Origin of the sequence: Streptomyces coacervatus (assembly GCF_029223485.1) — a bacterium.
In the GTDB taxonomy this organism is placed as follows: domain Bacteria; phylum Actinomycetota; class Actinomycetes; order Streptomycetales; family Streptomycetaceae; genus Streptomyces; species Streptomyces coacervatus.
The window spans coordinates 217,794-242,625 of the sequence record NZ_JARHTP010000018.1; the positions used below are offsets into that span (position 1 = coordinate 217,794).

Here is a 24,832-nt window from a genome sequence, read left to right on the forward strand (position 1 = left end):
AGGCGCAGGTCTTGTGGTGGTCCGGGCAGGGGAGCGGAGGCGCTATAGGCTCCCGGCGTGTCGATCATGCGCGAGTTGTCCCCGTTGTCCCCGGATGCAAATCAGCAACTTCGGTTCGCTCTGCTCGGGCCGCTCCAGGCCTGGCGGGGCGATACGGGTCTGGAGCTCGGACCGGTTCGCGAACAGGCCCTGCTGGCCTGTTTGTTGTTACGGCCGGGCAGGACGGTCAGCCGGCCGCAACTGCTCGACGGAGTGTGGGGCCCGGAGCCTCCCGGCACGGGCGACCGAGTGATTCCGGTGTATGTGCATCGGTTACGCCGGAGGCTGGATGCAGCCGTCATCGAGACCGTTCCCGGTGGCTATCGTTTCGCCCCGGCCGGTGCTGGTGTGGACGTGGACGTGGCGCGCTGTGAGGAGATCGCTGCCGAAGGGCGCTCCGCGCGGGAGTCCGGCGACCTCGACGCCGCGGTGGAGGCCTGGTCCAGGGCGCTGGAGCTGTTTCGCGGGGAGCCCTTGGCCGGGGTTCCCGGGCCCTTCGCGGAGGGGGAACGGTTGCGGCTGGTGGAACAGCGGCTCGTGCTGGTGCAGGGCAAGGTGGACTGCCAGCTGCGGTTGGGGCGGCACGGCGAGGCCGTGGGCGAGCTGTACTCCCTGACCACTGCACACCCCTACAACGAGGCGCTGGCCGCCCTGCTCATGCGTGCCCTGCAGGCCGGCAACCGGCAGGCCGACGCGCTCGACGTCTACGCCACGGTCCGCCGCCGTCTCGTGGACGAGCAAGGGGTGGAGCCCGGCGCCGAACTGCGGCGGGTGCACGAGGCGGTTCTCCGGGGCGACGACGCGCAGCCGAGCGGGCCCCGGCGGGCGGGGGCGGCTCGCCCCGAGCGCCGGGTGCGTCATGAACTGCCCGTCGAGATCGGCAACTTCACGGGGCGGGAGCGGGAGCTCGGGCTGCTCGCCGCGACCGCCGACGCGCGGGTGGTCACCGTACGGGCGGTGGACGGAATGGCCGGGGTCGGCAAGACCGCCCTGGTGGTGCGGGCGGCGCGGGCGCTGCGGGAGCGGTACCCCGACGGCTGTCTGTTCCTGGAGCTGCACGGGCACCGCGAGGACCGCGAGACCGCGGGACGGCAGCGCGTGCTGCGCCGGTTGCTGCGGGCGGTGGGTGCCGGTGAGGGGCAGGACTCCGAGGACCTGGACGAGCTGGCCGCGTCATGGCGGGCCGCGACCGCCTCCCTGCGGCTGCTCCTCGTCCTCGACGACGCCGCCCGCGCCGAGCAGGTACGGCCGCTGCTGCCCGCCGGCTCCGGCAGCATGGTGCTGGTGACCAGCCGCCGGCGCCTGACCGGGCTGGACGCGGACCGCAGGATCTCCCTCTCCCCGCTCGGCATCGACGAGGCGGCGGGACTGCTGACCCGCATCGTCGGCGGCGACGGCTCCGACCGCGAGCGCGCCGCCGTACGCGAACTGGCCGCACTCTGCGACCGGTTGCCGCTGGCGCTGCGCATCGTCGGGGCACGGATACAGGACCGCCCGCTCTGGGCGGTGGAGGACCTGGTGGTACGGCTGGCCGACGGCGAGCGCCGGCTCGACGAGCTCGCGGTGGAGGACCGCAGCGTCGAAGCCGCGTTCCGGATCTCCTACGACCAGCTTCCGGCCCCCGAGCAGCATGCCTTCCGCGCGTTGGGCCTGTCCCCCACCGTGCGGCTGGACCGGCTGACGCTGGCCGCCCTGCTCGACGGGACACCCGCCGAGGCCGGGCGCCGCCTGGAGAGCCTGGCGGACGCGAGTCTGGTGCAGCGGGTGACCGCCGACCGCTACCGCTTGCACGATCTGGTGGCGGCCTACGCCCGACGCGTCGCCGTCGCCTCGCCCGACGAGGCCGCGGCGGGCCGCAGCGGTGTGTTCCGGCTGTATGCGGCCGCCGCCCGCTGCGCAAGCGACTGGGGCACCTCCTCGCCGACCGGCCCCCGGGGCACCGGGCCCTTCGCGGACTGGGAGGAGGCCACGGTCTGGCTGGACGCGGCGGGCGGCGAACTGGTCGATGTCATCGCCCGGGCGGCGGCCACGGACCACCTCGACGAGGCCTGCTGGATCGCCGAGGGCCTGGTCGACTACCTCACCCGGCAGGGCAGGTTCCACGAGTGCCGCACCGCACTGGAGATGCTGCTGCCCCTGGCCGGCCGGGCCGCCGACCGGCGGATGGTCTCCGCACTCCGCACCGGCCTGGGCATGATGTACGGGCTGCAGGGCCGCTACGAGCAGGCCCGCGCCTGGTTCACCGAGGCGCTGGACATCGGCCGCCGGGCCGGTGACGCGCGTGAGCAGGCGATGGCCGCGGCCGGACTCGGGACGTTCGCCAACCTGGAGGGGCGGATCTCCGAGTCCATGACCCACTTCGCCGAAGTCGCCCGCCTGGTGGGCGAGTTGACGGACGACGACTGGCTCACGGGATCGGTCATGACCCGCGTCGGCGACATCCACCACCAACTCGGGGAGTACGACAAGGCGTACGACCGCTATCTGGACGCCATCGCCGTCGCCGAGAAGACGGGCAGCCCCAGACTCCACGGCAAGACGCTGCTCCGCCTCGGCGGTCTCCAGCTCGACCTCGGCCGGCCCGCCGAGGCCGTCGGCACGCTCGGGAAGGCCGAGGATCTGGCCGGACGGCTCGGGGACGTCCCCCTGTACTCCGCCGTCCTCGGCAGACTGGCCACGGCCGAGGCGGACCTCGGCAATCCGCAGGCGGCCGCCGAACTCCGCCGCCGCTCCCGCGCGATGCTGGACGAGCAGACCGGCACGGCGTCGGAGATCGCGATACGCCACCGGCTGCTCTGGCACGGCGCAGTGGCGGAGGACCTGGCGGGAGCGCGGGACTTCTTCGAGCGGGGCACTGCGCTTCCGGATGCCGACGCCAATCGGGCAAGGATCTCGCGGGTGTTGGACGACATCGGGCGTCGGCGTGGGGGCCGGTAACCCCTCGGACAGTCCGTCAGTCCGTCGCACGGATGCGGCCCGGCCGAATTGTGGTCGGCCGGGCCGCTCCCCCGTCCCCCGGTTCTCTGTCCCCCGTCCCCCCTTCCGTCAGGAGCCCTACACGGGGCTCCCGTCGGCGTTCCTCCACTGGACCCCGTCCTTGCCGTGGTCGGCGAGGGTCTGGGGGATGACGAACTGCGGGTACTTCGGGTGCAGGTCGAAGTAGTGGGGCAGGTTCAGCGGGGACCTCAGGTCGCAGATCGGGTCGGCGGTGATGCAGTACCGCGTGACCGGAATGCCGTTGAACTCCACCGGGCCCACGCCGGGAGCAGTGGCCACGCCGGGGATGCCCAGCCAGTTGGGGAGATGCGCCCCGAGGCCGGTGTCGGGCTGCATCGGGTCGGCGTAGAGCATGCCGTCGACCTGGGCGCGCGGAATGCCGGAGTTGCCGCTCGCGATCGTCTGGAGCACCCGGTCCGCGGCCTGTGCGCCCTGGGAGTAGCCGGTGATCGTGATCGTGGCGTCCGGATGCGCGTTGTGGGTGTCCTGCGCCGCCTGCAGTCCCTTCTCGTAGCCGATCTGCACACTGGCGTCGTACGTCGGCGCCGTGAGGGCGTCGAGGTGCGGCGTCGTGCCGTCGATGAGCGGGCCGTGGGTGCCGATGATCGGGCCCGCGGTGGCCGGGTAGCACACCTTGATTGCGGAGCCGGGAGGCAGAGCCCTGTTCGCGTCGTCGTAGGAGCTTGTGGTGGTGGGGCAGCCATCCTGGTCCGTCGTGGCGCCGGTACCGCCGATCTCGATGTAGTAGTGCTCCGCGTCGGCGGCGTGCGCGGCGGCGGGAAACGCCACGGCGGTGCCGGCGGTCAGCGCCGCCGTCATGGCCGCGGCCCGAACAACCCGTGCCATCCTGCTCGTTTGCGACATTGCCTGATCTCCCCCTGAGGTCGTGGACGTGCTCGGGAACGAACACTCCAGACGCTAGGAACGGGTGATCACATCGCGTTGACATGTCGATGACTGTGCAGGTGGCAGCCGTCCGGACAGGCGATCACGGCCCGGGCACGGCGTCCTTCCACACGGTGTGGAAGGCCAGCCGCAGACAGCCCGCCAGTGCCGGGTGCTCGATGAAGAGCGTGGTGGTGGTGCCGGCGCCGGCCACCGGGTCGGGCATGTCACACAGGACGAGCGAGGCGTCGGCGATGACGAGTTTCAGGGGCAGTTCGGGGGCGAAACGGGCCTCCTCGCCCGCGGCGGCGAAGCGCCGTACGTGCTCGACCGTCTCGGGGTCGTCCAGGGCGTCGTCGAGGTAGATCGCCCGGACGGTGCCGCCCGCCTCGCGGATCCGGTCGACCACCGCCAGGCCCTCCGTGTTCTCGGCGGGTGCGACGAACGGCGGTTTGCAGAAGGTGAGAAGTTCGTGCTGCGCCTGCCGCTGGATGTCGGCGAAGCGCTCGGCGATCGCCTTCGGGTCGCGCAGGATCTCGATGTAGTCCAGCGGATCGGTGTGCGCCCGTCCCTGGGACCACAGCGGCTGCAGGAGACCGGCCAGCCCCTGCGAGACCTGCTCCAGCCGGTCGAGGGACTCGCGTTGCAGCGCCATCAGCCGGGCCAGGGCCAACTCGGGTGTGACGGCGGAGTACGTGGCCACCCGCCCGGGGTGGGTGGTGGCCAGCTGCCGCCGGACCAGGGCGTCCAGTACGTCGTACACGCGTTGGCGCGGCACGTCCGCTTCGCGGGCCACCTCGGCGGCCGTGTAGGAACCACGCCTGACGAGCGTCAGGTAGACCCGTGCCTCATACCGGGCCAGGCCCAGTGACATCAGGTCGTTGATGGTTCCGGTTTCAAGCTCCATGGCTGCACAAGGTACCTGTCGACTCTGAGGAGTTGGGCGGCAAGGTTTTACCAACTCGCGCTGTTCTCTTCGGCAAACGGTCAATAACCTCGTCTACAGCCACCACTGACCGGGGTGGCAGCACCAACAGGATGCCCGAAAACCCGCTTCACCCGGCACCCCCAATGGAAACCGCTTGTCATGCACGTGACATCACTGCACGTGACATCACTGCGCGTGACATGCCTTCCAGCCGCCGACGTGGAGCAACCCATCCCCCCACGGAGGGCAGTTCATTGAGTTCCCATCGCAGAAGGAAACTGATACGCCGCGGTGCCCCGGCACTGCTGTCGGCAGCGGCTCTGATCACCGGCGGCCTGGCCGTCGCCGCGCAGTCCTCGGCCTTCGCGACGACGACCACCACCGCGTCTTCCCCGGACTCCACGGTGCACACGCACCGGCTCTGTTCGCAGCCGAGCAAGCCCGGCTACATGGCGTGTCAGGCGGAGGTCCGCACCGACCTCAAGTCGCAGAAGTCCCTCGGCCACAAGGACACCCCCAAGGGGTTCGGCCCGGCCGACCTGCAGGCCGCGTACAACCTGCCCAAGGACAGCGGCAAGGACGCCACCGTCGCCATCGTCGACGCCAACGACGACCCGAACGCCGAGAAGGACCTGGCGGCCTACCGGTCCCAGTACGGCCTGCCGGAGTGCTCCACCGCCAACGGCTGCTTCAAGAAGATCGACCAGGACGGCGGCACCAACTACCCGGCGCCCGACGCCGGTTGGGCCGGGGAGATCTCCCTCGACGTCGACATGGTCAGCGCGGCCTGCCCGCAGTGCAAGATCCTGCTCGTCGAGGCCAAGTCCGCCAACATGGACGACCTCGGCGCGGCCGTGAACCAGGCCGTCAAGCAGGGCGCCAAGTACGTCTCCAACAGCTACGGCGGCGGCGAGGAAGCCGCCGACACGACCTCGGACGACAAGTACTTCAAGCACCCCGGCGTCGCCATCACCGTCAGCTCCGGCGACAGCGGTTACGGCGTCGAGTACCCGGCCTCCTCGCAGTACGTCACCGCCGTCGGCGGCACCTCGCTCAAGAAGGACAGCAGCACCCGCGGCTACTCCGAGTCCGTCTGGGGCACTTCCGCGGGCGGCGACGGAGCCGGCTCGGGCTGCTCGGCGTACGACGCCAAGCCGTCCTGGCAGAAGGACAGCGGCTGCGCCAAGCGCGCCGTCGCCGATGTCGCGGCCGTCGCCGACCCGGCCACCGGTCTCGCCGTCTACGACACCTACCAGGCGAGCGGGTGGAACGTGTACGGCGGCACCAGCGCCTCCGCGCCGTTCATCGCCGGCGTGTACGCCCTCGCGGGCACCCCGGGCTCGGGTGACGTTCCGGCCTCGTACCCCTACGCCCACGCGGACAAGCTGAACGACGTCACCGACGGTGCCAACGGGTCCTGCAGCGACTACCTGTGCAAGGCGGGCAAGGGTTACGACGGCCCGACGGGCCTGGGTACCCCGAACGGTGTCGCGGCCTTCACCAAGTAGAACCAAGTAGGCCGGACAGCACGGCACACACAGCACTTCGCCCCGTCGGTGATCCGGCGGGGCGAAGTGCTGTGCGGGCGTCACCAGTTGACGGCGTCGTCCATCGACTGCTGCCAGTACGTGACCTTGAGCGAGTCGTCGACGTAGACGCCCTTCGCGGGCAGCGACGGGTGAGCACCCTTGCCGACGCTCCCGCTCATGGAGCGGCCGTAGAAGTAGACGGTCAGGGACTTCGAGGTGTAGCCGTTCTTGCCGCTGCCGTCGGTGGCGGACAGGTTCACGGAGGCGTAGCCGGACTGGCCCGGCTCCAGCGTGACGACTGCCTGCGGCTGCGAGTCCTCGATGACCGGAGGCACGGACTGGGCCTCGCCGAACTGGACGGCCGGGTAGCCGTAGAGGAAGCAGGTCCTGGAACCGGTGTTGGTCACCGTGAGCAGCATGTGGTTCACGGGGCGGGTCAGCGGCGCCGCGACCGTCCTGGTGTTGGAACCCTCGCAGGTGACCGGCTTGGTGGAGGAAGTGGTCCCGCCGGGCGCCTTCGACGCGGAGATGTGCGTGGCCGGAGTGGCCTTCGAGACGGATGAGCCCGAGCCCCCGGCGGACGTAGAAGAGGCGGACGTGGAAGAGGCGGACGGCGAAGGGGCGGACGAAGAGGAGTTCGCGGTCGGCGTGGTGGCCGCGGAGGCACCCTCGTTCTTCACTCCCGTGCCGTTGTTGCACGCGGTCAGGGAGAGCGCGGCGAGAACGACGGTCGCGGCGGCGCCGGCGAGACGGGTGCGGGAAGTGCGGAGGTTGGACATGTTGCTGTGCCCCTTCGATGTTCGGGTGGCGGTGGTGATTGGATGACCGAAGCTTGTGAGGTGATCCGTCCCAACCGCCACGCCCGGCGGGGTGTTGGGGACGCTGGAACACCGAAACGCGTTCTGACCAGGGGGAACGAAGTGGTCCTGGAACGCGGGACTGGAACACGAGGGGATGGGGAAACGGGTGCCAGGGGCAACAGGGGCCGACGGGACGGAGGCGTTCGCGCAGCTGCTGCGGGAGCTCAAGGACCGCTCCGGACTGAGCTACGGGACGCTCGCCAAGCGACTGCACATGAGCACGTCGACGCTGCACCGCTACTGCAACGGCACGGCGGTGCCCGTCGAGTACGCACCGGTGGAGCGCCTGGCAAGGGTCTGCCGGGCGGCGCCGGAGGAGCTGGTGGAGCTGCACCGGCGCTGGATCCTGGCGGACGCGGCACGCGGGAGCCGGGCGGAACAGGTCGCGGTGGATCCGGGGCTGCCGTCATCGCCCGCACCGGACGCGGGCGATGACGAAGACGACAAGGGCACCGAACAGCCCGAGGGAACCGATGAGCCCGTCGTCACCGACGTGCCGCGCGAGCCCGCGTCGCCGTCCCGTCGTCGCCGTACCGTCCTGATCGCCGCCGTCGCGGTGGCCGCCGTGCTGGGGGCCGTCGCGCTCAGCATGCCGTTCAGCGGCGGGCACGACACGGGGGGCGACCGGGCCGCCGGTGACAGCGCCCTCATCACCGGTACACCGGACGCCGGGAACCCGTCCCTCTCCCCGTCCCCGAGCGCGACGGGACACAAGCCGTCCGCATCGGCCTCCAGGGGCGCCACCGAGTCGCCGGCCCCTTCGCAGAGCGGCGGCAGGCAGGGCGGGGGCCGGCAGGCCGACGGCGGCGCCTCCACCGCCGTCCCGCTCACCGTCGGCACCCGTCCCTACGTCTACGACCAGCCGTGCAGCCAGCACTTCCTCGTCGACAGCGGACCCGACCAGGTCGGCCCGCCGGCGAGCGAGCCGGACGCCCCGCGCTGGGCCGCCGCCTACGGGGCGGTGTCCGCGGGGGAGCAGGAGGTCGCCCTCACCGTCCAGGGCACCGGCGCGGAGACCGTCGTCCTGGAGGCGTTGCACGTGCGCGTCCTCAGCGCGAGCGCGCCACCCGCCTGGAACAAGTACGCAATGGGCGACGGCTGCGGCGGCGGAGTCGAGACCAAGGCATTCGACGTCGACCTCGACAACGGCAGCAGTCCCGCGGTCACCGTCAAGGGGGGCCAGCGCGACTTCCCGTACAAGGTGAGCGAGTCCGACCCGGAGGTCTTCTACGTCGTGGCCCACACCAAGGCCCACGACATCCGCTGGGACCTCACCCTGGACTGGTCCAGCGGCAGCCGCCGGGGCACGGTCCACATCGACAACGCCGGCACCCCGTTCCGCACCGCCTCCGACGTGGGCCGCCCGTCCTACGTCTACCCGCTGGGCGGCAGCGAGTGGATCAAAGAGGAAAGCTGACCTCAATCGGGAGGTAAAGGGTTCGACATCGTCCCTTCAACGGTCTTGAACTGTGCATGACTCTCCGATGGGATGCGCGAAGACCACCTCGAGATCACTTCGTGAGACCGAGACCACTTCGCGAACCGAGTTCGCGACTCCACTTCGTGAGACTCCGAACCCAGGGGGATCCATGCACATAGCCCGTATCGGGCTGGGCGTTGCGGCTGCCACGTCCGTCGCCGCCCTCGCGGTCACCGCACTGGCGACCGCCGCGCCCGCCGCCGTACCGCACACCCTGGCGGTACCGGCCGTCGCCGGGCACAACCTGGTCCACGGTGTGAGCAGCCCGCTGACCAGCGAGCAGTGCCAGGCCAAGTGGCACATCAACTGCTACACCCCGCTGCAGTACCGCAAGGCGTACGACCTCAACCCGCTGTACAAGAAGGGCATTACGGGCAAGGGGCGCACGATCGTCATCGTCGACTCCTACGGCTCCCCGACGGTCCAGCACGACCTCGACGTCTACAGCCACCAGTTCGGTCTGCCCAGCACCAAGGTGAAGGTCGTCAAGTGGGGGCACGTCCCCGCCTTCGACCCGAAGAACTCCGACATGACCGGCTGGGCCGGCGAGACCACCCTCGACGTCGAGATGGCGCACGCGGTCGCCCCCGCCGCCAAGATCGTCGTAGTGGAGACGGCGGTCTCCGAGACCGAGGGCACCACCGGTCTGCCGGAGATGATGGACGCCGAGAAGCACCTGATCGACCAGGGCGTCGGCGATGTCATCAGCCAGAGCTTCGGCGCCACGGAGAACACCTTCCCCGGTTTCGCCGGCGGCGACTTCTCCAGCATCAAGAAGCTGCGGTACGCCTTCCAGGACGCGAACCGCAAGCATGTGACCGTGCTGGCGGCCTCCGGTGACGGCGGTGCGACCGACCTCAAGCTGGACGGCAAGACGTACTACAAGAAGCGCGTCAACTCCTGGCCGTCCTCGGACCCGCTGGTCACCTCGATCGGCGGCACCCAGCTGCACCTGGACGACAAGGGCGACCGCGTCAAGCCGGACAGCGTCTACAACGACTACGGCTCCGGTGGCGGCGGCCAGTCCCACGTCTTCACCCGCCCGTCCTTCCAGGACGGCGTGAAGAGCAAGGTCGGCACCCGTCGCGGCACCCCGGACATCTCGATGACCGCGGCCGTCAACGGCGGCGCCTGGGTGTACTCCAGCTACGACCCGACCGCCGTCGGCTGGGACGTCAGCGGCGGCACCAGCGAGGCCACCCCGCTCTTCTCGGGCATCGTCGCGCTCGCCGACCAGGCGGCCGGCCACCGGGTGGGCAACATCCAGCAGGCCCTGTACGGCCTCTACGCCCACCACGCGGCGACCAACGGCATCGTCGACGTCAACGACGGCACCGACAACAGCTACCAGGGCGTGACCGGCTACAAGGCGGTCAACGGCTATGACCTCGCCACCGGCGTGGGCACCGTGGACGCCCTGAAGTTCGTCCCGGCCCTCGCAAAGGCGAGCCACCGCGGCTGACGGCTCCGACACCAGCACACGGACGGCCCGGGTTGCTTACCCGGGCCGTCTGCGTGGGTTGACCTCGGTCCGCAAGGGCCGGCCGAGCGCCTCGCCGAGTTCCTGCACATCAGCGGCATGATCGGCGATGCTGCTGCGGCTCTTCGACCGTCACGCCACGATGACCGACCCATGACCCGGCCGCCGCAACCATGGCCTTGAGCCATACCGCATCGGGCCTGCGGTCGGCGAACACGCGGTACATACGCAGCGTGGCGGCGGCGAAGGCATCGACGGCCTTCGGGGCCGCCATCACCCATGCCGTACTCCGGGATGCCCACGCCTCGGCGGCTTCGGGACTGTGTCCCGCCGCCAGGAGCTGGACGACGAGCAGCGCCGGGTCGATGAACCCCACGGCGGCCTCCGGGCCGGTTGCGAACCGCCTTCACGAAGAACGAGCCCTTTTCGCAGTCCACCAGGGCTGTCAGATCCGAGCTGAACCCGCGCGCGGTTCGCTGTAGGCCGGCCAACTCCCCTGTGTGCGGGCGGATCAGCGTCCGGACACCTCGGAGGGTACGGGCCACCTGACGGTGGCGCGCGTCCCGCCTCAACCCACCACCTGCCCTGCGGGGCCTGTACCGACTGGGGGCGATGCCGAGGTGGCGACAGACGGCGAGGCGGGTGGCGCCGAACTCGTCGGCGGTCTGAGCCCGGTCTGAGCCGGCGCCGGTTTCCGCGCCATGAGGTCCAGGACCCGTTGCGCGAACCACAGGTCGTGGACGGCGCTCGGGGGCCGCAGCACAGAACGTTGGAGCAGTGCTTCGCTGCGGGTCAGGCGTTTGCGGACGGCGGAGGCCGAGAGGGACAGTGCCGCCGCGGTCGGGGCGATGCGTGCGTCGAGGCGCAGCCAGATGGTGAGTGTGTCGGGGACGGAGGCCGGGATTCCGGGCGCGTGCAGGGGCCGGAACTGGCCTTCCGCCCACGCGGCGACATGCGGTAGCCGGAGGAGTTCGTCCAGGGAAGGGGCCCGTGCGGCGTCCTGTTGTGGACTGGCGGGCCGTCCTGGCGCGAGCGCGCGGAGAGCGAGGGCCAGGGCCGCTTGATCGGCGAGTCGGTCCAGGTCCACGTCCAGAAGTCTCTGGATGCAGGTGAGGCGTGCGGTCAGTGTGTTGCGGTGGATCCTCAGGTGGGCGGTCGCGCGCGAGGAGAAGTTGAGCCATGACGCCGCCGTGGCCAGTAATTCCTTGCCGTCGGGGTCATGATGCCGTCTGGCGCGGTGGGCGTGGATCGGGGCGAGGAAGCCCTCGGCCCAGGTGGCTGCGTCCGGCCCGATGGTGAGTGCCAGGTCGGGGTTGCCGGCGAACGAGGCCTGCCGTTCTGTGCGGTGGCGTGCGGCGGCGAGGGCGTGGAAGGCCTGGGCGTAGCCGGTGGCGGTGTCGCGCAGCGGCACCTCGTCGCTCACGCCGATCCAGCACTTGGCTGTCAGCGAAGGGGACCTGGTCCAACTCGGCGCAGGACCAGAAGGACCGGAAGGGCCGGAAGGACCAGAGGGCGCGTCGGAGCCTGCGGGCACGAGGACGAACATGTGGTCGGCGTAGACGGGACAGGGAACGACCCATGCGCGCTCGTCCTCCTCGGTCAGCTCGTCCGCCACCTGGTTCCGTATGCCGGGCGGCCCTTCGATGACGTACACCCGGACCATCGCGGGCAGCGCGGGGTGCAGTACCCCCGCGATCTGGCGCGCGGCGGTGGCCCGACCGTTCATCAGGAGGTGCAGTACTGCTTCCCGGATTCGGGCGTCGGCGAGCTGTAATCGGCGCTGCTGCTGCCAGGTGTGCTCCGTCATCCAGCTCAGGCTCAGGGCGGAGGTGGCATCCGCGAGCAGGAGCGGCACGTCAGGTGTCGTCGGCTTGGAGAACACGGCGGCGAGAAGCGGCATACAGACGCCCCGCGGGCCGTCGAGGGGAAGGATGATGCAGTTGAGGCCGTCCTGGTCGATGGTCACGGACCTCAGCCCCCGGTCGGTGAGCTCTCGCACCGCGCGCCGAACGAGATCCCCTTCCGCATCGCCGAGAGGCGTTCGCAGCGGCGAGGTCACGGCACCCGAGGAGTCCACGAGAAGCACGTCGGCTTCGGCGCGGGTGCCAAGCCAGCCGAGCAGCGGCGAGACTCCGCCTCTGCGAGCGACGCGCTGCATGTTCAGCACGTCATCGGCCCGTCGAATCCGGCCGGCCGTCACCGTGTCCGCAAGCGCATCCCCCCGGTGCACGCCTCTCCCCCTGACAGACAGCCGGAATCCGTTCGCCCCGGGAGATTATCCAGACCTTGGCAGGTGCACAACAGATTCACTGTGCGTTTCTGCACCGGAACGACCGATTCACAGTGCATCGAGGTCCTTCTTACCTTCTGCCCGCGAAGTACGTTCTGCAACGCACACACGGCAAGCCACCCCCCTACCTGCGCGGATGTCCGCCGTTGAGCGGATGTCCGCCATGAGGAGACCCGCCACACATGCTCAAGCTCAAAAACGCCCGACGTGCCGTCGCCATGACGGCCGCCACCCTCACCGCCGTCGGGGGCGCCACCATAGGCGCCGCCGGCAGTGCCGGCGCCACCCCGGCGCATGCCGCTGACTGCGCATGGCGCCAGGTCGGCGCCAACAACACCAACATCACCATCAATGGTGAGAGGGTGGGTTACCTGTACCAGGAGTACGACGGCTGCTACCACGTGCGGGCCCACTGGGTGTGGGACTCGTACTACCGCACCCATGCCCACAACCACACCACTGGTGCCTGGGTCCAGGTCGCCATCTTCGACGGCTTCGCAGGGCAGGAGTACGACAGCCCGATCTCGGGTTCCACCGGTCCGTCAGAGGTCGCCATCAATGGTGGCAACGGCATCTACTACCACGGTGCCGGCCGTTGGACCGCGGGAGTCACCATCCACACCACGTGGAGCACCAGCCCCGCTGACGGGTGGACCTACGCAGCGACCGCGACCCACAACTACCACACGGGCGACAACGACGGCTCCCCCTATGAGAACGGGACCACCAGCCACAGCTGATCCCGCGCACCTCAGCCGCCCCGGGGCGCAATCCGTCCCGGGGCGGGCGTCGGTGGAGGCGGCTTGCCGCCCGGTCGCGGGGGCGTCCTGCTGCGTCGAGGTCAGTCGCGCGTCGCGTCCAGGACGTCGACCGTGATCCGGAAGAGCAGGGTCACCAGCACCAGGAGCACTCCGGCGACCGCCACCACGCGCAGCGGCAGGCTGTCGGGGACGCCTCCGGCCAGCATCAGGACGCACAGCCCCAGGTCGCCCAGTACGACGACCGCGACGGACAGCAGATAGACGCGCACCCGGCCCTTGGTCCAGAACCGTACGCCGTTCGCCGGATCGTCACGGCGTAACCGGCGCGGCCGGCTGCGCAGCCGCTCCAGATGCCGGGATTCGAAGACCAGCGCCAGCAGCAGGACCGGCAGTACCTGGGCCACTGTTGCATATAAGTCGCGTGGCATGTACGCGACCTTATCCACGGTGGCGCCCGCGCACCGGGGCCTCCTCACAAGCTCCACATGCGCCCCGCAAGGGCTCACGCCACCCCGAGAAAGTGCAGCACCGCAAGGACCCGGCGGTGGTCCGCGTCCGCCTTCGGCAGGTCGAGCTTGGCGAAGATGCTGTTGATGTGCTTGGCCACCGCGCTCTCGCTGACGACGAGCTTCTCGGCTATGCCGGCGTTGGAGCGGCCGCCCGCCATCAGTTCCAGGACCTCGCGTTCCCGGGGGGTGAGGCGGTCCAGCGGGTCGCTGTGGCGGCGTACCAGAAGCTGGGAGACGACCTCGGGGTCCAGGGCGGTGCCGCCCTCGGCCACCCGGCGCAGGGTGGCCGCGAACTCCTCGACGTCCGCGACCCGTTGCTTGAGCAGATAGCCGATGCCCGAGGTGTTGGCCGACAGCAGGTCGGTCGCGTAGCGCTCCTCCACGTACTGGGACAGGAGCAGTACGGCGGTCTTCGGCCACTGGTTCTTGACGACCAGCGCGGCCCGTACGCCCTCGTCCGTGAAGCCGGGCGGCATACGGACGTCCACCACCGCGATGTCCGGCCGGTGCTCCTCCACTGCCGTCAACAGGGCCTCCGCGTCGCCCACTTCGGCGACCACCTCGAACCCGGCCATCTCCAGGACCCTGACCACGCCGATACGCAGCAGTACGGAATCCTCGGCGATCACGGCACGCACGGCAGCTCCACGGTGATGACGGTAGGCCCCCCGGCGGGGCTGTCGACCGACAGCGTGCCATCGACCGAGGCGACCCGCTTGGCCAGCCCCGAAAGGCCGCTGCCGGCGCCGGGCCGGGCACCGCCCACACCGTCGTCCCGGATGACGACGAGCAGAATCGTCCCGGCGCGCTCCACCGTGACCTCGGCTTCGGACGCCTCCGCGTGCTTCACCACGTTCGTGAGCGCTTCGGAGACGACGAAGTAGGCCACGGACTCGACGGTGGGCGACAGCCGCCCCGTCAGGTGCACCGACACCCGGACCGGGATCGGCGTCCGGGCGGCGAGGCCGGAGAGTGCGGCGTCGAGGCCGCGGTCCTCCAGGACGGCCGGATGCAACCCCCGTACGAGACTGCTCAGTTCCTCGATCGCCTCCTTCGCCTCCCGGTGCGCCTCGTCGATCACTCGGCGGGCGTCCTCGGGCAGGTCGCCGAGCGTGGCCTTGGCGATCCCCAGATTGACGGCCAGGGAGACCAGTCGCTGCTGGGCGCCGTCGTGCAAGTCCCGCTCGATGCGCCGCCGTTCGGCGTCCACGACGTCCACGAGTCCGGCCCGGCTCTCGGTCAGCACCTCGACCCGGCGCTCCAACTGCTCGGCACGGCTTGGTCCGAGCAGGACGGCCGCGATACGGGTGTCCAGCCGGGTGAGGGCGCCGGACAGCCACGCCGCCAGGTAGAGCAGGGCGATTCCGGCAGCCGTGAGGTACGCCGCCCAGGTCGAGTACTCGGGGTGATCGGCGCGGTAGTCCAGCGATACGAGCCAGATCCACACGTAGGCGAGTGCGGCGGCGGCCGCGGCGGCCCAGGTCAGCAGCACCAAGATCGCCGCAAGGGACACGAGCGGCCCGTCCAGGAGGTGGTACAGGAGCTGCCGCCGCCCGACCGGGGACCGCAACCACGCGCGCAACCGGGGCGGCCGTCCCTCATAGGGCGATGGGATGTCCACGCCCAGCCGGGTGCGGAAGCGGGCGTGCTGCGCCTCGGTCAGCAGCGGCCCGGCGAGCACGACGGCGGTGAGCGGCACGACCAGCGCGATCAGGACGGCCCCCGCCGATTCCGGGACGAAGAAGATCCACGGCAGGGCGATGACGAGCAGGACGCCGAACTGGATCAGCAGGCCCGTGGCGAGGAAGGCGACCTGTCGTCCGCTTCCTCGGAACTGCCGCAGGACCAGGGCCCGCAGGCGGGTGGCGGTGTGCATTGCTCAAACGCTACGTGCCCAGGTCAGGGGCGGTCCATGGTGCGAATGCCCGGCTGGGGGTGCAACTAGTACCACCCCCGGAACGGACAGCTGCGTTACTGACTGTGACCGCCGTTTCGCGAAGGCTTGAGGCCGTGGAGGAGAGCCGGAAACGCGAGGAGTGCGAACCGATGAGCATGCTGATCGTCCGTCAGGAACAGTCCGTCCGTGAGGTGCAGCGGGCCACTCCCCGCGCAGCCGTACGACGGCTCCGCCGCCGGTACCACACGGAACACGTCCTCGTAGGCTGCGGCCTGGCCCTGCTGCCCTGGCTGGTCGTGCTGGCGAACGGCCTGCCCGGTACCGCCGAGGCCGCGCACTGGAACACCGCCTGGGTCGGCCTGGACACCCTGGAGGCGCTGGGCCTGATCGCCACCGGCCTGCTGGCCGCCCGAGGCCACCGCCTGCACGCGCTCACGGCCTCCGCCACCGCGACGCTGCTGCTGGTCGACGCCTGGTTCGACACGATGACGGCGGCCACGAGCGGGGACCGGATCTCCGCGGTGGCGATGGCGCTCGGCGCGGAGCTGCCGCTGGCGACGGTGTGCGCGGCGCTGGCGGTACGGGGGCTTGCCCGCCATGCGGCGGCCTGACCGGTCGTCGGCAGAGCGGCTCGGGGCGTGGCCGTCAGCCGTCGCTGCGGACGTCCACGTCCGCACGCGAGACCGCCAGATAGCCGACGAAACCGAGGATGGCCACCGTCCAGGACAGCGTGACCGGACCCAGACCCAGGTTCAGGCCGCCCCGCTGGTGGCTCATGGCCATCCAGTCGGCGACGGAGGCGCCGAGCGGGCGGGTGATGACGTACGCCGACCAGAAGGCGGCGACCGCGTTCAGGCTGCCCCAGCGGTGCGCGACGGCCGGGACGGCGATGGCGGCGGCGTACACGACGGCCGAACCGAGGTAGCCGAGGCCGATCGTGGCGGTGAGGTCGCCGGCCGCGGTGCCGAGGGCGAAGGTGGCGAGGACGGCCGCCCAGTAGAAGGCCTCGCGGCGGCGGGTGTGGATGCTGTGGATGGAGAGCGTGCCCTCGCTGCGGTACCAGAGGAAGAAGACGGCGGCGAGCGCGACCATGAAGAACGGGGTCGAGATCAGGTACGGCACGCCGAGGCCGACATGCAGCACGTCGGCGGCCATCGTGCCGAACACGCTCACCACCACGATCGCCGTCCAGTAGATCCAGGCGACGTACCGGCGCACGGCGAACTGCACCGCCAGGGCGGCCACGAAGCCGACGCCGCCGATCCCGACCGCGGGGATCGGGCCGAGCAGATGGGCCAGCCAGTCGGAGGCCGTCTCGCCCATGCCGGTGGTCAGCACCTTGATGATCCAGAAGTAGACGGTCACCTCCGGCACCTTGCTCGCCGCGTGCCGCACACGGCGCGCGTGCTGCGCGGACTGTGCGGGCTCCGTGGGCCGGTTGGGGGTGAGGTGATCTGTCGTCATGGCAGGCACGATGACACGGTGGACGGCCGTCGCCACAGGCCCCTTTGCCAGAGTTTTGGCGCCCCTGGGGGTTGAGTTGCCCGAGCCCCGTCCGGGCCTGAACGCAACCTGAACAGGACGGCAGATGCGCTGTTCAGGGGCGCACGGCAGGTGGTAGGTCCGCCAGCCCCGTCGCCCGACCGTCCTCGTCCCACCGGACCACGAGGACGCGCTCCACGGCCTCCCGGTCGAGGGGCCCGAACACATGCGGGAACAGGACGTCGTCGGAGACTCCCGGCGGCGGCGCGGGATCCGCCGCCTCCCATACGCACTCCGCGGTCAGCCGCGCCTCGTCGAGCACCAGCACGAACAGCGGCCGGGTGGCGCTGCCGTAGAACGCATTGACGATCTTGAGCGTGGTCGCCTCGTCGGGGGAGCAGTGGACGAAGCCGTCCTCGGCGAGGGAGGCGGGGGCGTACGGCCGGTCGGGACTTGCGTTCCACTCGGCGCTCGGCACGACGTGATAGATCATGGGCCGGTTATACACCGGCGCCGCACCACCACCTGTGCTACGGTGCCAAATGGCAGTTTTGGTACCAGAGGCTTTTGAGTGCTCTTCGGCCTTCCGTCGACGAGCACTCTTTTTTGTTGAGGGAGATCAGGTATGGCATCCGGCACCGTGAAGTGGTTCAACTCGGAAAAGGGCTTCGGCTTCATCGAGCAGGATGGTGGCGGCGCCGACGTGTTCGCCCACTACTCGAACATCGCCACGTCCGGCTTCCGTGAGCTTCAGGAGGGCCAGAAGGTGACCTTCGACGTCACGCAGGGCCAGAAGGGCCCGCAGGCCGAGAACATCGTTCCCGCCTGAAGCTGACGCCGACGCGTTCGCACCACGTGGCTGGGGCCCGCACTCTTTGGGTGCGGGCCCCGGCTCGTTGCGTTTTCCCGCATTCCACCTGATTCCCCCCTTCCCTTTCTTCTTCCGTTCCTTCAGTTTCTTCGGCTCCTTCTTGCGAATCCTCATACGGCCCGTCCGGTGGGAGGCATTCCTCGATACGTGCCGCATCGAGGAGGGTTCCGCATGAACCGCACGCCCCGCACGAACGCGCGTACGAACACGCGTACGAGCAACACGCCCAAGAGATCCCCCCGTTCCCGTACGGGCGGCCGGGGCCGCCCCGCCGCGTCCGGCGGCGAGTTCGCACTGCCGGTCACCGTCACCCCCGCGCTGCCGCCCGTCGAGGCGTTCGCCGAGCTCGGCATGCCCGCGCGCCTGCTGGCCACGCTCGGCGCGGAGGGCGTGACCGCACCGTTCCCGATCCAGGGCGCGACGCTGCCGAACTCCCTGGCCGGCCGGGACGTCCTGGGCCGCGGGCGCACCGGCTCGGGCAAGACGCTGGCCTTCGGCCTCGCCCTGCTGGCCCGTACCGAGGGGCAGCGGGCCGAGCCCCGGCAGCCGCTCGCCCTCGTCCTCGTCCCCACCAGGGAACTGGCCCAGCAGGTCACCGATGCGCTCACGCCGTACGCCCGCGCGCTGCGGCTGCGGCTCGCCACCGTGGTCGGCGGGCTGTCGATCGGCCGCCAGGCGAGCGCCCTGCGAGGGGGCGCCGAGGTGGTCGTGGCGACACCCGGCCGCCTCAAGGACCTCATAGACCGGGGCGACTGCCGCCTGGACCAGGTCTCGATCACGGTCCTGGACGAGGCCGACCAGATGGCCGACATGGGCTTCATGCCGCAGGTGACCGCCCTGCTCGACCAGGTGCGCCCCGACGGTCAACGGCTGCTGTTCTCGGCGACGTTGGACCGCAACGTGGACCGGCTCGTCCGCACCTATCTGCACGACCCCGTCGTCCACTCCGTGGACCCGTCCGCGGGCGCCGTCACCACGATGGACCACCACGTGCTGCACGTGGAGGACGAGGACAAGCACGCCACCACGACCGAGATCGCCGCCCGCGACGGACGGGTGATCATGTTCCTGGACACCAAGCACGCGGCGGACCGGCTGGCCAAGAAGCTGCTGGCCGTCGGAGTGCGCGCGGCGGCCCTGCACGGCGGCAAGTCGCAGAACCAGCGCACCCGGACCCTGGCCCAGTTCAAGGACGGCCACGTCAGCGTGCTGGTGGCCACGAACGTGGCGGCCCGCGGCATCCACGTCGACAACCTGGACCTCGTGGTCAACGTCGACCCGCCGGGCGACCACAAGGACTACCTGCACCGGGGCGGCCGTACGGCCCGCGCCGGGGAGTCCGGCACCGTCGTCACCCTGGTCCTGCCCCACCAGCGCCGCGAGGTGTCCCGCCTTATGGCCGACGCCGGCATCACCCCGCGGACCACCCGAGTCCGCTCGGGCGAGGCCGAACTGAGCCGTATCACCGGCGCCCAGACCCCGTCGGGCGTGCCCGTCGTCCTGACCCCGCCGGCCACCGAGAACCGCCCGGCAGCCGGTGGCCGTCCGGCCCGTACGGGGTCCGCCCCACGCTCCCGGCGCGGCCGCCCCGCCCAGCAGGGCCGCCGCCGCTCCCCTGCGAAGGGTGCCAAGGGGAACGGCCACTGAGACCGGATGAATAGGGGCGATGGGGGGATGAGGGCTACTTCAGCCCGATCGCCGCACAGTCCGCCGCGTACTTGGCGGTGCAGATGTCCTTGACGGTGTAGACGCCGTCCTTGATCACGGTGGACTTGATGTTGCCCCTGGTGAGGGCGACCACCGGGACGAGCATCGCCGGGATCGCCTTCTGCGTCGGGCTGTCGACGGAGTCCTGAGTCAGCGCGTCGAACTCAAGGCTCTTGCCCTTCACCTTGTCCACCGCCATCTCCGCGGCGTTGGTCGCCTCCAGCAGGAACGACTTGTACACGGTCATCGTCTGCTCGCCGGCGACGATCCGCTGCACCGCGTCCAGGTTGGCGTCCTGGCCGGTGACCAGCGGCATCTTGGTGACGCCCGCAGCCTTCAGGGCGTCGATGATGGCACCCGCCATGCCGTCGTTGGCCGAGTAGACGGCGGATATGTTGCTCAGCCCGACAGACTGAATCGCCTTCTTCATGTTCGCCTTGGCGGCCGAGGGCAGCCACTTGTTGGTGTCGTACGACTTGGCGATGACGACCCGGCCCTTGAGCTCGCTGAGCGCGCCCTCCTTGAAGCGGGCGGTGTTCGGGTCGCCGGGATCGCCGTTCATCATGACGATCTTGCTGGTGGTGGCCTTGTCGCCCAGCCCGTCGGTGATGGCACGGCCCTGCACCTCGCCCACGAGCTCGTTGTCGTGCGAGACGTACGCGTCGATCGGCCCCTGGGCGAGCCGGTCGTACGCGATGACGGGTATCCCCGCGTCCTTGGCCTTCTTCACATCCGGCGCGATGGCCTTGGAGTCCACAGCGTCCACCAGAATGACGTCGACCTTGGCGTCGATCATCTCCGCGAACTGCGTGCTCTGCTTGGCCACGCTCGCCCCGGCGTTGGCGTAGCGGACCTTGCCCTTGCCGTGGGTGAGGGAGGCGACCTGCGCCTTGAATATGGGGTAGTCGAACTTCTCGAACCGCGCGGTGTCCTTGTCGGGCAGCAGCAGCCCCACCGTCATGTCGTCGCCCTTCTTCGGACTCGCGGAACTACTGCTCCCGCTGACGCTGTCGATGACACCGCACGAGGAGAGGAGGAGCACCGAGGCGCAGGCGAGAACGGGGACGACGGCGAAACGACGCGCGCCGGTTCTGCGGGGGGTGTGAACGATCACTTGCAGGTGCCTTCCGGGCAATGGAGGAGCGGGCCACCGGATGAAGGAGAAGCCAACGGGCTCGTGGAGACGACGTCAAGACATCCGGTTGTCATCCTTTCAACTTCATACGGAATCTCCTCATGAGGGTGGCGATCCGGCCAGCGCGACCCTTCCAACCCTTTGATAGGGACTTTGGCAGTAGGGGCTTTGACACCAGGAGTATGGTCTCTTGTATGGCGACGAAGAAAGTGACAGTGACGATCCCCGAGGACCTCCTGGACGAGATCCGCGCCGAGGCGGCCGAACGGGGCCTTTCGGCATATGTGGCCGAAGCACTGCGCTTCAAGCGCGACCGAGACCGGCTGCTGGAGCTGGTCGACTGGCTGCAGGAGGAACACGGCCCGGTCACCGAGGACGAGCGCGCGTCCGCACTCGCGGAACTGGAAGATCTCGACGCCGAGCACGAGCACCGCCGCACCACCGGAGGACACAACCCCGGAGAGGCCGCGTGAAGAAGCGCGCCGGCGAGCACAACCGAAGGCCACTGCGCGTCTTCGTACTCGACTGCGAGGCCTTGTCCCTAGCCGTGCGCGGCGACCGCAGGATGATCGCCTGGCTCGACCTCGCGGCCAGGGGTGAGGCCGAGGTGGTGACGTCTCCCATGACCCTGGTCGAGGCATACGACGCCAGAACCACCGAGCAGCGCTGGGACTGGGTCCTCTCCCGACTCAAGGTCACCGACATCGGAAAGGACGAGGCCCGCCAGGCCCGCCGCCTCCTGGCCGACGCCAAACTGCACGGCCACAAGTACGCCATCGATGCCGTGCTCGCCGTCATCGCACGCCGGCAGAAGGGGCAGGTGACCGTCTTCACCTCGGACGTGGACGACCTGGAGAAGCTCCTCCCGGACACCGTCGTCGTCAAGAAGGTGTGACAGAAGGTATGACAGGTAGTGCGCGGCCGGTGCTGGCAGGTTGTCTCGTGGCCATCGACGAAGCCCGACCGTCGGTTAGTAACTGCGTGACAACGCCCACGAACAACGGCGGACAAGCGCGAACGTCTACGGACCATCAGCGCAGGTGAAGAGGATTGCAACCCGAGGCAGCACCCCAGCCCCAGTTGCTTCGGGACAAAGAGGTCGTGGGTTCAATCCCGCCACCCCGACAGTGAAACACCACTTCAGGGGCCTGATCCACCATCGTGGGTCGGGCCCCTGAGTGGTTCCTGAAGATCGCTTGGGAGAAATCCGGTAGAAGATCTTGGTCGGCTTCCGTTCCTGGACAGGGGCGAGCTGTCGCCCGGCGCGCGCCGTCCGCCCGGCGAATAGCAAGCCGCCCCGCTCACGCCAAGTCCCCGACTGCGCCGCCGCAGACGGGGACTTGGCCCTGTGCGTTAGTTCCTCCGGCGACGCCCCTGCGCATAGGGGCCGTGGCGATCATGTTCCCGCCATTCCTCGTCATGGGGGTCGCGGTCTTCGCCACCCGCGTTGTCTCCAGGAGTCGAGATGTGTTCCCCATCGTTGACCTTGGCCAGCAGCGAGGCGAGGGGATCAGGGGGATCGTCGCTGAAACGATGGGAGCCGCGCTCGGGCAGTGGCCCCGGCTCTGTCCTGTCGTGACGCGATGATGTACCGCTCATGAGCAGCCCCCTCCGACTCACTGAGATGCACTCGAAATCCTTCCCTGGAAGGTCGCGGGCAACCCGACTTCGACCTTGCCAGTGCTGTGCAATCTTGCCGCAAGCCCACTGCCATCGGACACACGTCAGAACCCAACATGCGTCCGAACCTTGCGCGTTGGCTTCGCTGACGAGGCTAGGAATGCGCGCCGTCAACACCGTAGGACCTCGCGGCTCCGATTGATCGCACAGACGCAGCATGAACGACAGCAGGGGGTCGTTGTCGATCACCTGGGGGGTGCGCCGTTTGCCTTCCTCGATCAACCCGTACCACCTGGACGACGCGGACGGCGGGTACAACAACACCGCCCGCCATCTGCCCGCCAGCGGTCACTGGAGCTTCTTCGCACGAGCTCTATGAGCTGCGACCACCTACGAGTAGTCCGTGGCTCACGGCAGACGCAGATATCGGACGGCCGCGCCCGTGCCAGAAACGTGCCAGAACGTGCGGGGAACCACGGGGAATGGCGGGGACCGGGCCGCCGGCCAGTCGGGCCCCGCGCCCGCTCGGCTGCAGTTCAGCCAAGCAGCCTCCCACCGGGAACACGAGCTTCCCAAGCTGATGTCGCCTCTGTGTCCGGGCCCTCGAAGGGGGGAAGCATCTGAGCTATGGATCCAGGGTGGGCGGCCATGCTTGGGGCTCTGGTGGGGGCCGTTGCCACTGGCTGCGCGGGCGTCTTGACCTGGTGGTCCCTGCGATGGCAACAGAGTGCTTACGTTCAAGCCGAGCGCGACAAGTGGTTGCGCGAGAAGCAGCGTGCCACTTACGCCGACTTCCTTGATGCCATTCAAGGGGCCGTGGATGGACTGGAGTCGGCAGGCCGAGGCTTGAGTGCCCCAACGCCGGACGTCTCCTCTCTCTACAGCTGGCTGGGCGAAGAGGTGGTTACCCATGTGGTCTCCGCTCGTCGCAGGCTCGCCTCCGTCCAGATCGATGGGCCGGCATCGGCCGAGGTCGCTGCTGACGAGCTTTACAGATCGGTCAACACGTGCATGGTCGTTGCCATGCAGTGGCGTCAAGGTCTCGCTGACGACGCAGACGGTGAGCGACTCGCAGAATTGGAAGTCGGGTTCGATGAAACGTTGCAGATCGTCCACGGCCGCCTCCGGAACTTCACTCAGGTAGCCCGGGATGTGGTCCAAGGGGCATGACCTGTGGTGCAGGCTCCGTCTCAGTTTCCGTCTCATTCGGCCCGGTTCACGGCCGTTCAAGGGAGACCACCCGCCGGGCACGATGTACACGCCGACTGCCCATGAACGCAGGTGAACGCCCCTGCACACGCCCCAACACCCCACCACCACAGTTGGAAAGCGTGCGTCTGGTACCGATCCCACACGCACCACGGCAGGGAGTACAGCCCGCTGTCAGACCTGCGCTGTACGGTCCGCTCCATGGATGAGAGACCTACAACAAGTTGGCGCAGAGGCGTTGCCGAGGAAGCCGAAAAGCTTGCCGCCGGCACTCTGGAACCCGGCTGTGTATGCATGGCCGCGCTCTTTCCCGATGAGCTGCTGGTGGCCACCGATACCGTCCTTGACACCTTCGAGGCCGAGTTGCTCGCGCTGACCAAGGCCGACGACGCCCAGATCTTTGCCGTGGTGGAACGCGTCGTCCTTGCCCTGAACGCCGTGAACGACGCCCGCAACGGATGCGCCTTCGAAACCGGCGAGCGCGAAGAGTTGTGCGCCTACATCGACGAGGCACTCACCGAACGCGGCTTCGACGTGGTAGCGATGACCGCCCGACACGGACTCGGCCGGTACGAGCTCACCGACAAGTGGCGGACGTGGTGAGCAACTCGCCGACGTGACCCGCCACCCCAGGACGGGCCGTCTCAGTATCCGTCTGATTCGTCTGCGTTCAAGGGCGTTCAGTCGCGTTCCACGGCAGCCACGACTTGGGCGGTCGGCCGCCCATGAACCCAGGTGAACGCCCCCGCACACACCCCACCAACACAGTTGGAAAGCATGCACTCAGAAGGGCGCTCCCGACGTACTGACCCGCGTGCGCCCGCATCGCCTAACTCCGCTGACTGTGCGCCCTGCTCCCCGTCGGCTACGTGACACACGCTGGATGCCCAGACGGTAAGCGAACCAACGGGAGGGGGACACACCGTGGGTGAGTGGAAGCAGGGGAAGTGCGGTTGGCCGACGGCAGCCGGAGGTCGCTGTCAGAACAAGACGCTGAAGGGCACGTCACGTTGCTACCTCCATCAGGGTGACTGGACGAAGCGTGGTCAGGCCGAACTGAAGAAGCGTGCGAGCAGGCGTCGCAAGAAGTGATCCACGCGCGGTCCGGGACCTGGGCAGCTTTTGGGAGGGGGGTGTCGAAGCTTCACGAGCT

The 24,832-nt window shown here is 69.4% G+C and carries 24 protein-coding genes; 13 read left to right on the forward strand and 11 right to left on the reverse strand.

Annotated features, from left to right (window positions below; translation table 11 throughout):
- Positions 1-66: 66 nt before the first annotated feature.
- Positions 67-2,976 (forward strand): AfsR/SARP family transcriptional regulator, encoded by a 2,910-nt coding sequence (locus P2Q00_RS37045; RefSeq protein WP_275778558.1) that lies wholly within the window; start codon positions 67-69, stop codon positions 2,974-2,976.
- 117 nt (positions 2,977-3,093) lie between these two features.
- Here P2Q00_RS37045 and P2Q00_RS37050 read toward each other — a convergent pair whose 3' ends face one another.
- Both P2Q00_RS37050 and P2Q00_RS37055 read right to left on the reverse strand, forming a co-directional pair.
- The gene (locus tag P2Q00_RS37050) at positions 3,094-3,882 is read right to left on the reverse strand and encodes a cutinase family protein (RefSeq protein ID WP_275778465.1); all 789 of its coding nucleotides are present in this window, start codon (positions 3,880-3,882) and stop codon (positions 3,094-3,096) included.
- A gap of 142 nt (positions 3,883-4,024) precedes the next feature.
- Complete coding sequence (locus P2Q00_RS37055; protein ID WP_275778466.1) at positions 4,025-4,828, reverse strand: TrmB family transcriptional regulator; 804 nt, start codon at positions 4,826-4,828, stop codon at positions 4,025-4,027.
- 275 nt (positions 4,829-5,103) lie between these two features.
- Here P2Q00_RS37055 and P2Q00_RS37060 point away from each other — a divergent pair, with 275 nt between their 5' ends.
- Entirely contained in the window at positions 5,104-6,357 is a 1,254-nt protein-coding gene (locus P2Q00_RS37060; protein ID WP_425579552.1) for a S53 family peptidase, read from the forward strand.
- A gap of 80 nt (positions 6,358-6,437) precedes the next feature.
- Here the strand turns inward: P2Q00_RS37060 and P2Q00_RS37065 are convergent, their stop codons facing one another.
- Positions 6,438-7,157: a DUF4232 domain-containing protein gene (locus tag P2Q00_RS37065; protein WP_275778470.1), complete on the reverse strand. Its 720-nt coding sequence runs from the start codon at positions 7,155-7,157 to the stop codon at positions 6,438-6,440.
- Positions 7,158-7,344: 187 nt separating this feature from the next.
- Here P2Q00_RS37065 and P2Q00_RS37070 point away from each other — a divergent pair, with 187 nt between their 5' ends.
- A complete protein-coding gene (locus tag P2Q00_RS37070; RefSeq protein ID WP_275778472.1) occupies positions 7,345-8,655 on the forward strand; it encodes a transcriptional regulator in 1,311 nt (436 codons plus the stop codon).
- A gap of 172 nt (positions 8,656-8,827) precedes the next feature.
- Positions 8,828-10,180: a S53 family peptidase gene (locus tag P2Q00_RS37075; RefSeq protein ID WP_275778474.1), complete on the forward strand. Its 1,353-nt coding sequence runs from the start codon at positions 8,828-8,830 to the stop codon at positions 10,178-10,180.
- 109 nt (positions 10,181-10,289) lie between these two features.
- Here the strand turns inward: P2Q00_RS37075 and P2Q00_RS37080 are convergent, their stop codons facing one another.
- Entirely contained in the window at positions 10,290-10,574 is a 285-nt protein-coding gene (locus P2Q00_RS37080; protein ID WP_275778476.1) for a hypothetical protein, read from the reverse strand.
- 192 nt (positions 10,575-10,766) lie between these two features.
- Positions 10,767-12,356: a helix-turn-helix domain-containing protein gene (locus tag P2Q00_RS37085; protein ID WP_275778478.1), complete on the reverse strand. Its 1,590-nt coding sequence runs from the start codon at positions 12,354-12,356 to the stop codon at positions 10,767-10,769.
- Positions 12,357-12,670: 314 nt separating this feature from the next.
- Here P2Q00_RS37085 and P2Q00_RS37090 point away from each other — a divergent pair, with 314 nt between their 5' ends.
- The gene (locus P2Q00_RS37090; RefSeq protein WP_275778480.1) at positions 12,671-13,228 is read left to right on the forward strand and encodes a hypothetical protein; all 558 of its coding nucleotides are present in this window, start codon (positions 12,671-12,673) and stop codon (positions 13,226-13,228) included.
- A 101-nt stretch (positions 13,229-13,329) separates the two neighbouring features.
- Here the strand turns inward: P2Q00_RS37090 and P2Q00_RS37095 are convergent, their stop codons facing one another.
- The 3 genes from P2Q00_RS37095 to P2Q00_RS37105 form a co-directional block, all read right to left on the reverse strand.
- The gene (locus tag P2Q00_RS37095; protein WP_275778482.1) at positions 13,330-13,677 is read right to left on the reverse strand and encodes a hypothetical protein; all 348 of its coding nucleotides are present in this window, start codon (positions 13,675-13,677) and stop codon (positions 13,330-13,332) included.
- Positions 13,678-13,751: 74 nt separating this feature from the next.
- Entirely contained in the window at positions 13,752-14,396 is a 645-nt protein-coding gene (locus P2Q00_RS37100; RefSeq protein WP_275778484.1) for a response regulator transcription factor, read from the reverse strand.
- Complete coding sequence (locus P2Q00_RS37105; protein ID WP_275778486.1) at positions 14,384-15,634, reverse strand: sensor histidine kinase; 1,251 nt, start codon at positions 15,632-15,634, stop codon at positions 14,384-14,386. Before P2Q00_RS37105 ends, P2Q00_RS37100 begins: the two co-directional genes overlap by 13 nt.
- Positions 15,635-15,804: 170 nt before the next feature.
- Here P2Q00_RS37105 and P2Q00_RS37110 point away from each other — a divergent pair, with 170 nt between their 5' ends.
- The gene (locus P2Q00_RS37110) at positions 15,805-16,266 is read left to right on the forward strand and encodes a hypothetical protein (protein WP_338059379.1); all 462 of its coding nucleotides are present in this window, start codon (positions 15,805-15,807) and stop codon (positions 16,264-16,266) included.
- Between the two features lie 34 nt (positions 16,267-16,300).
- On the opposite strand, the gene P2Q00_RS37115 is transcribed toward P2Q00_RS37110, so the two are convergent.
- A complete protein-coding gene (locus P2Q00_RS37115; RefSeq protein ID WP_275778488.1) occupies positions 16,301-17,119 on the reverse strand; it encodes a COG4705 family protein in 819 nt (272 codons plus the stop codon).
- A 133-nt stretch (positions 17,120-17,252) separates the two neighbouring features.
- Positions 17,253-17,630 (reverse strand): DUF952 domain-containing protein, encoded by a 378-nt coding sequence (locus tag P2Q00_RS37120; protein ID WP_275778489.1) that lies wholly within the window; start codon positions 17,628-17,630, stop codon positions 17,253-17,255.
- A gap of 132 nt (positions 17,631-17,762) precedes the next feature.
- Here P2Q00_RS37120 and P2Q00_RS37125 point away from each other — a divergent pair, with 132 nt between their 5' ends.
- On the forward strand, positions 17,763-17,966 hold the full coding sequence (locus P2Q00_RS37125) for a cold-shock protein (RefSeq protein ID WP_030379203.1): 204 nt from the start codon (positions 17,763-17,765) through the stop codon (positions 17,964-17,966).
- 213 nt (positions 17,967-18,179) lie between these two features.
- Positions 18,180-19,655 carry a DEAD/DEAH box helicase gene (locus tag P2Q00_RS37130; RefSeq protein ID WP_275778490.1) on the forward strand — a complete coding sequence of 492 codons (1,476 nt, stop codon included), beginning with the start codon at positions 18,180-18,182 and terminating at the stop codon, positions 19,653-19,655.
- A 34-nt stretch (positions 19,656-19,689) separates the two neighbouring features.
- Here P2Q00_RS37130 and P2Q00_RS37135 read toward each other — a convergent pair whose 3' ends face one another.
- Positions 19,690-20,829, reverse strand: a complete 1,140-nt coding sequence (locus P2Q00_RS37135; protein ID WP_275778491.1) for a sugar ABC transporter substrate-binding protein — start codon at positions 20,827-20,829, stop codon at positions 19,690-19,692.
- Between the two features lie 215 nt (positions 20,830-21,044).
- Here P2Q00_RS37135 and P2Q00_RS37140 point away from each other — a divergent pair, with 215 nt between their 5' ends.
- From P2Q00_RS37140 to P2Q00_RS37160, 5 genes are all read left to right on the forward strand, one after another.
- The gene (locus P2Q00_RS37140) at positions 21,045-21,323 is read left to right on the forward strand and encodes a ribbon-helix-helix domain-containing protein (RefSeq protein ID WP_275778492.1); all 279 of its coding nucleotides are present in this window, start codon (positions 21,045-21,047) and stop codon (positions 21,321-21,323) included.
- Positions 21,320-21,745, forward strand: a complete 426-nt coding sequence (locus tag P2Q00_RS37145; protein WP_275778494.1) for a PIN domain-containing protein — start codon at positions 21,320-21,322, stop codon at positions 21,743-21,745. The genes P2Q00_RS37140 and P2Q00_RS37145 overlap by 4 nt, the downstream gene beginning before the upstream one ends.
- A 942-nt stretch (positions 21,746-22,687) precedes the next feature.
- On the forward strand, positions 22,688-22,849 hold the full coding sequence (locus P2Q00_RS37150) for a hypothetical protein (RefSeq protein WP_275778496.1): 162 nt from the start codon (positions 22,688-22,690) through the stop codon (positions 22,847-22,849).
- A 269-nt stretch (positions 22,850-23,118) separates the two neighbouring features.
- Positions 23,119-23,640 carry a hypothetical protein gene (locus P2Q00_RS37155; RefSeq protein WP_275778498.1) on the forward strand — a complete coding sequence of 174 codons (522 nt, stop codon included), beginning with the start codon at positions 23,119-23,121 and terminating at the stop codon, positions 23,638-23,640.
- Between the two features lie 240 nt (positions 23,641-23,880).
- A complete protein-coding gene (locus P2Q00_RS37160) occupies positions 23,881-24,282 on the forward strand; it encodes a hypothetical protein (RefSeq protein WP_275778500.1) in 402 nt (133 codons plus the stop codon).
- Positions 24,283-24,832: the final 550 nt, after the last annotated feature.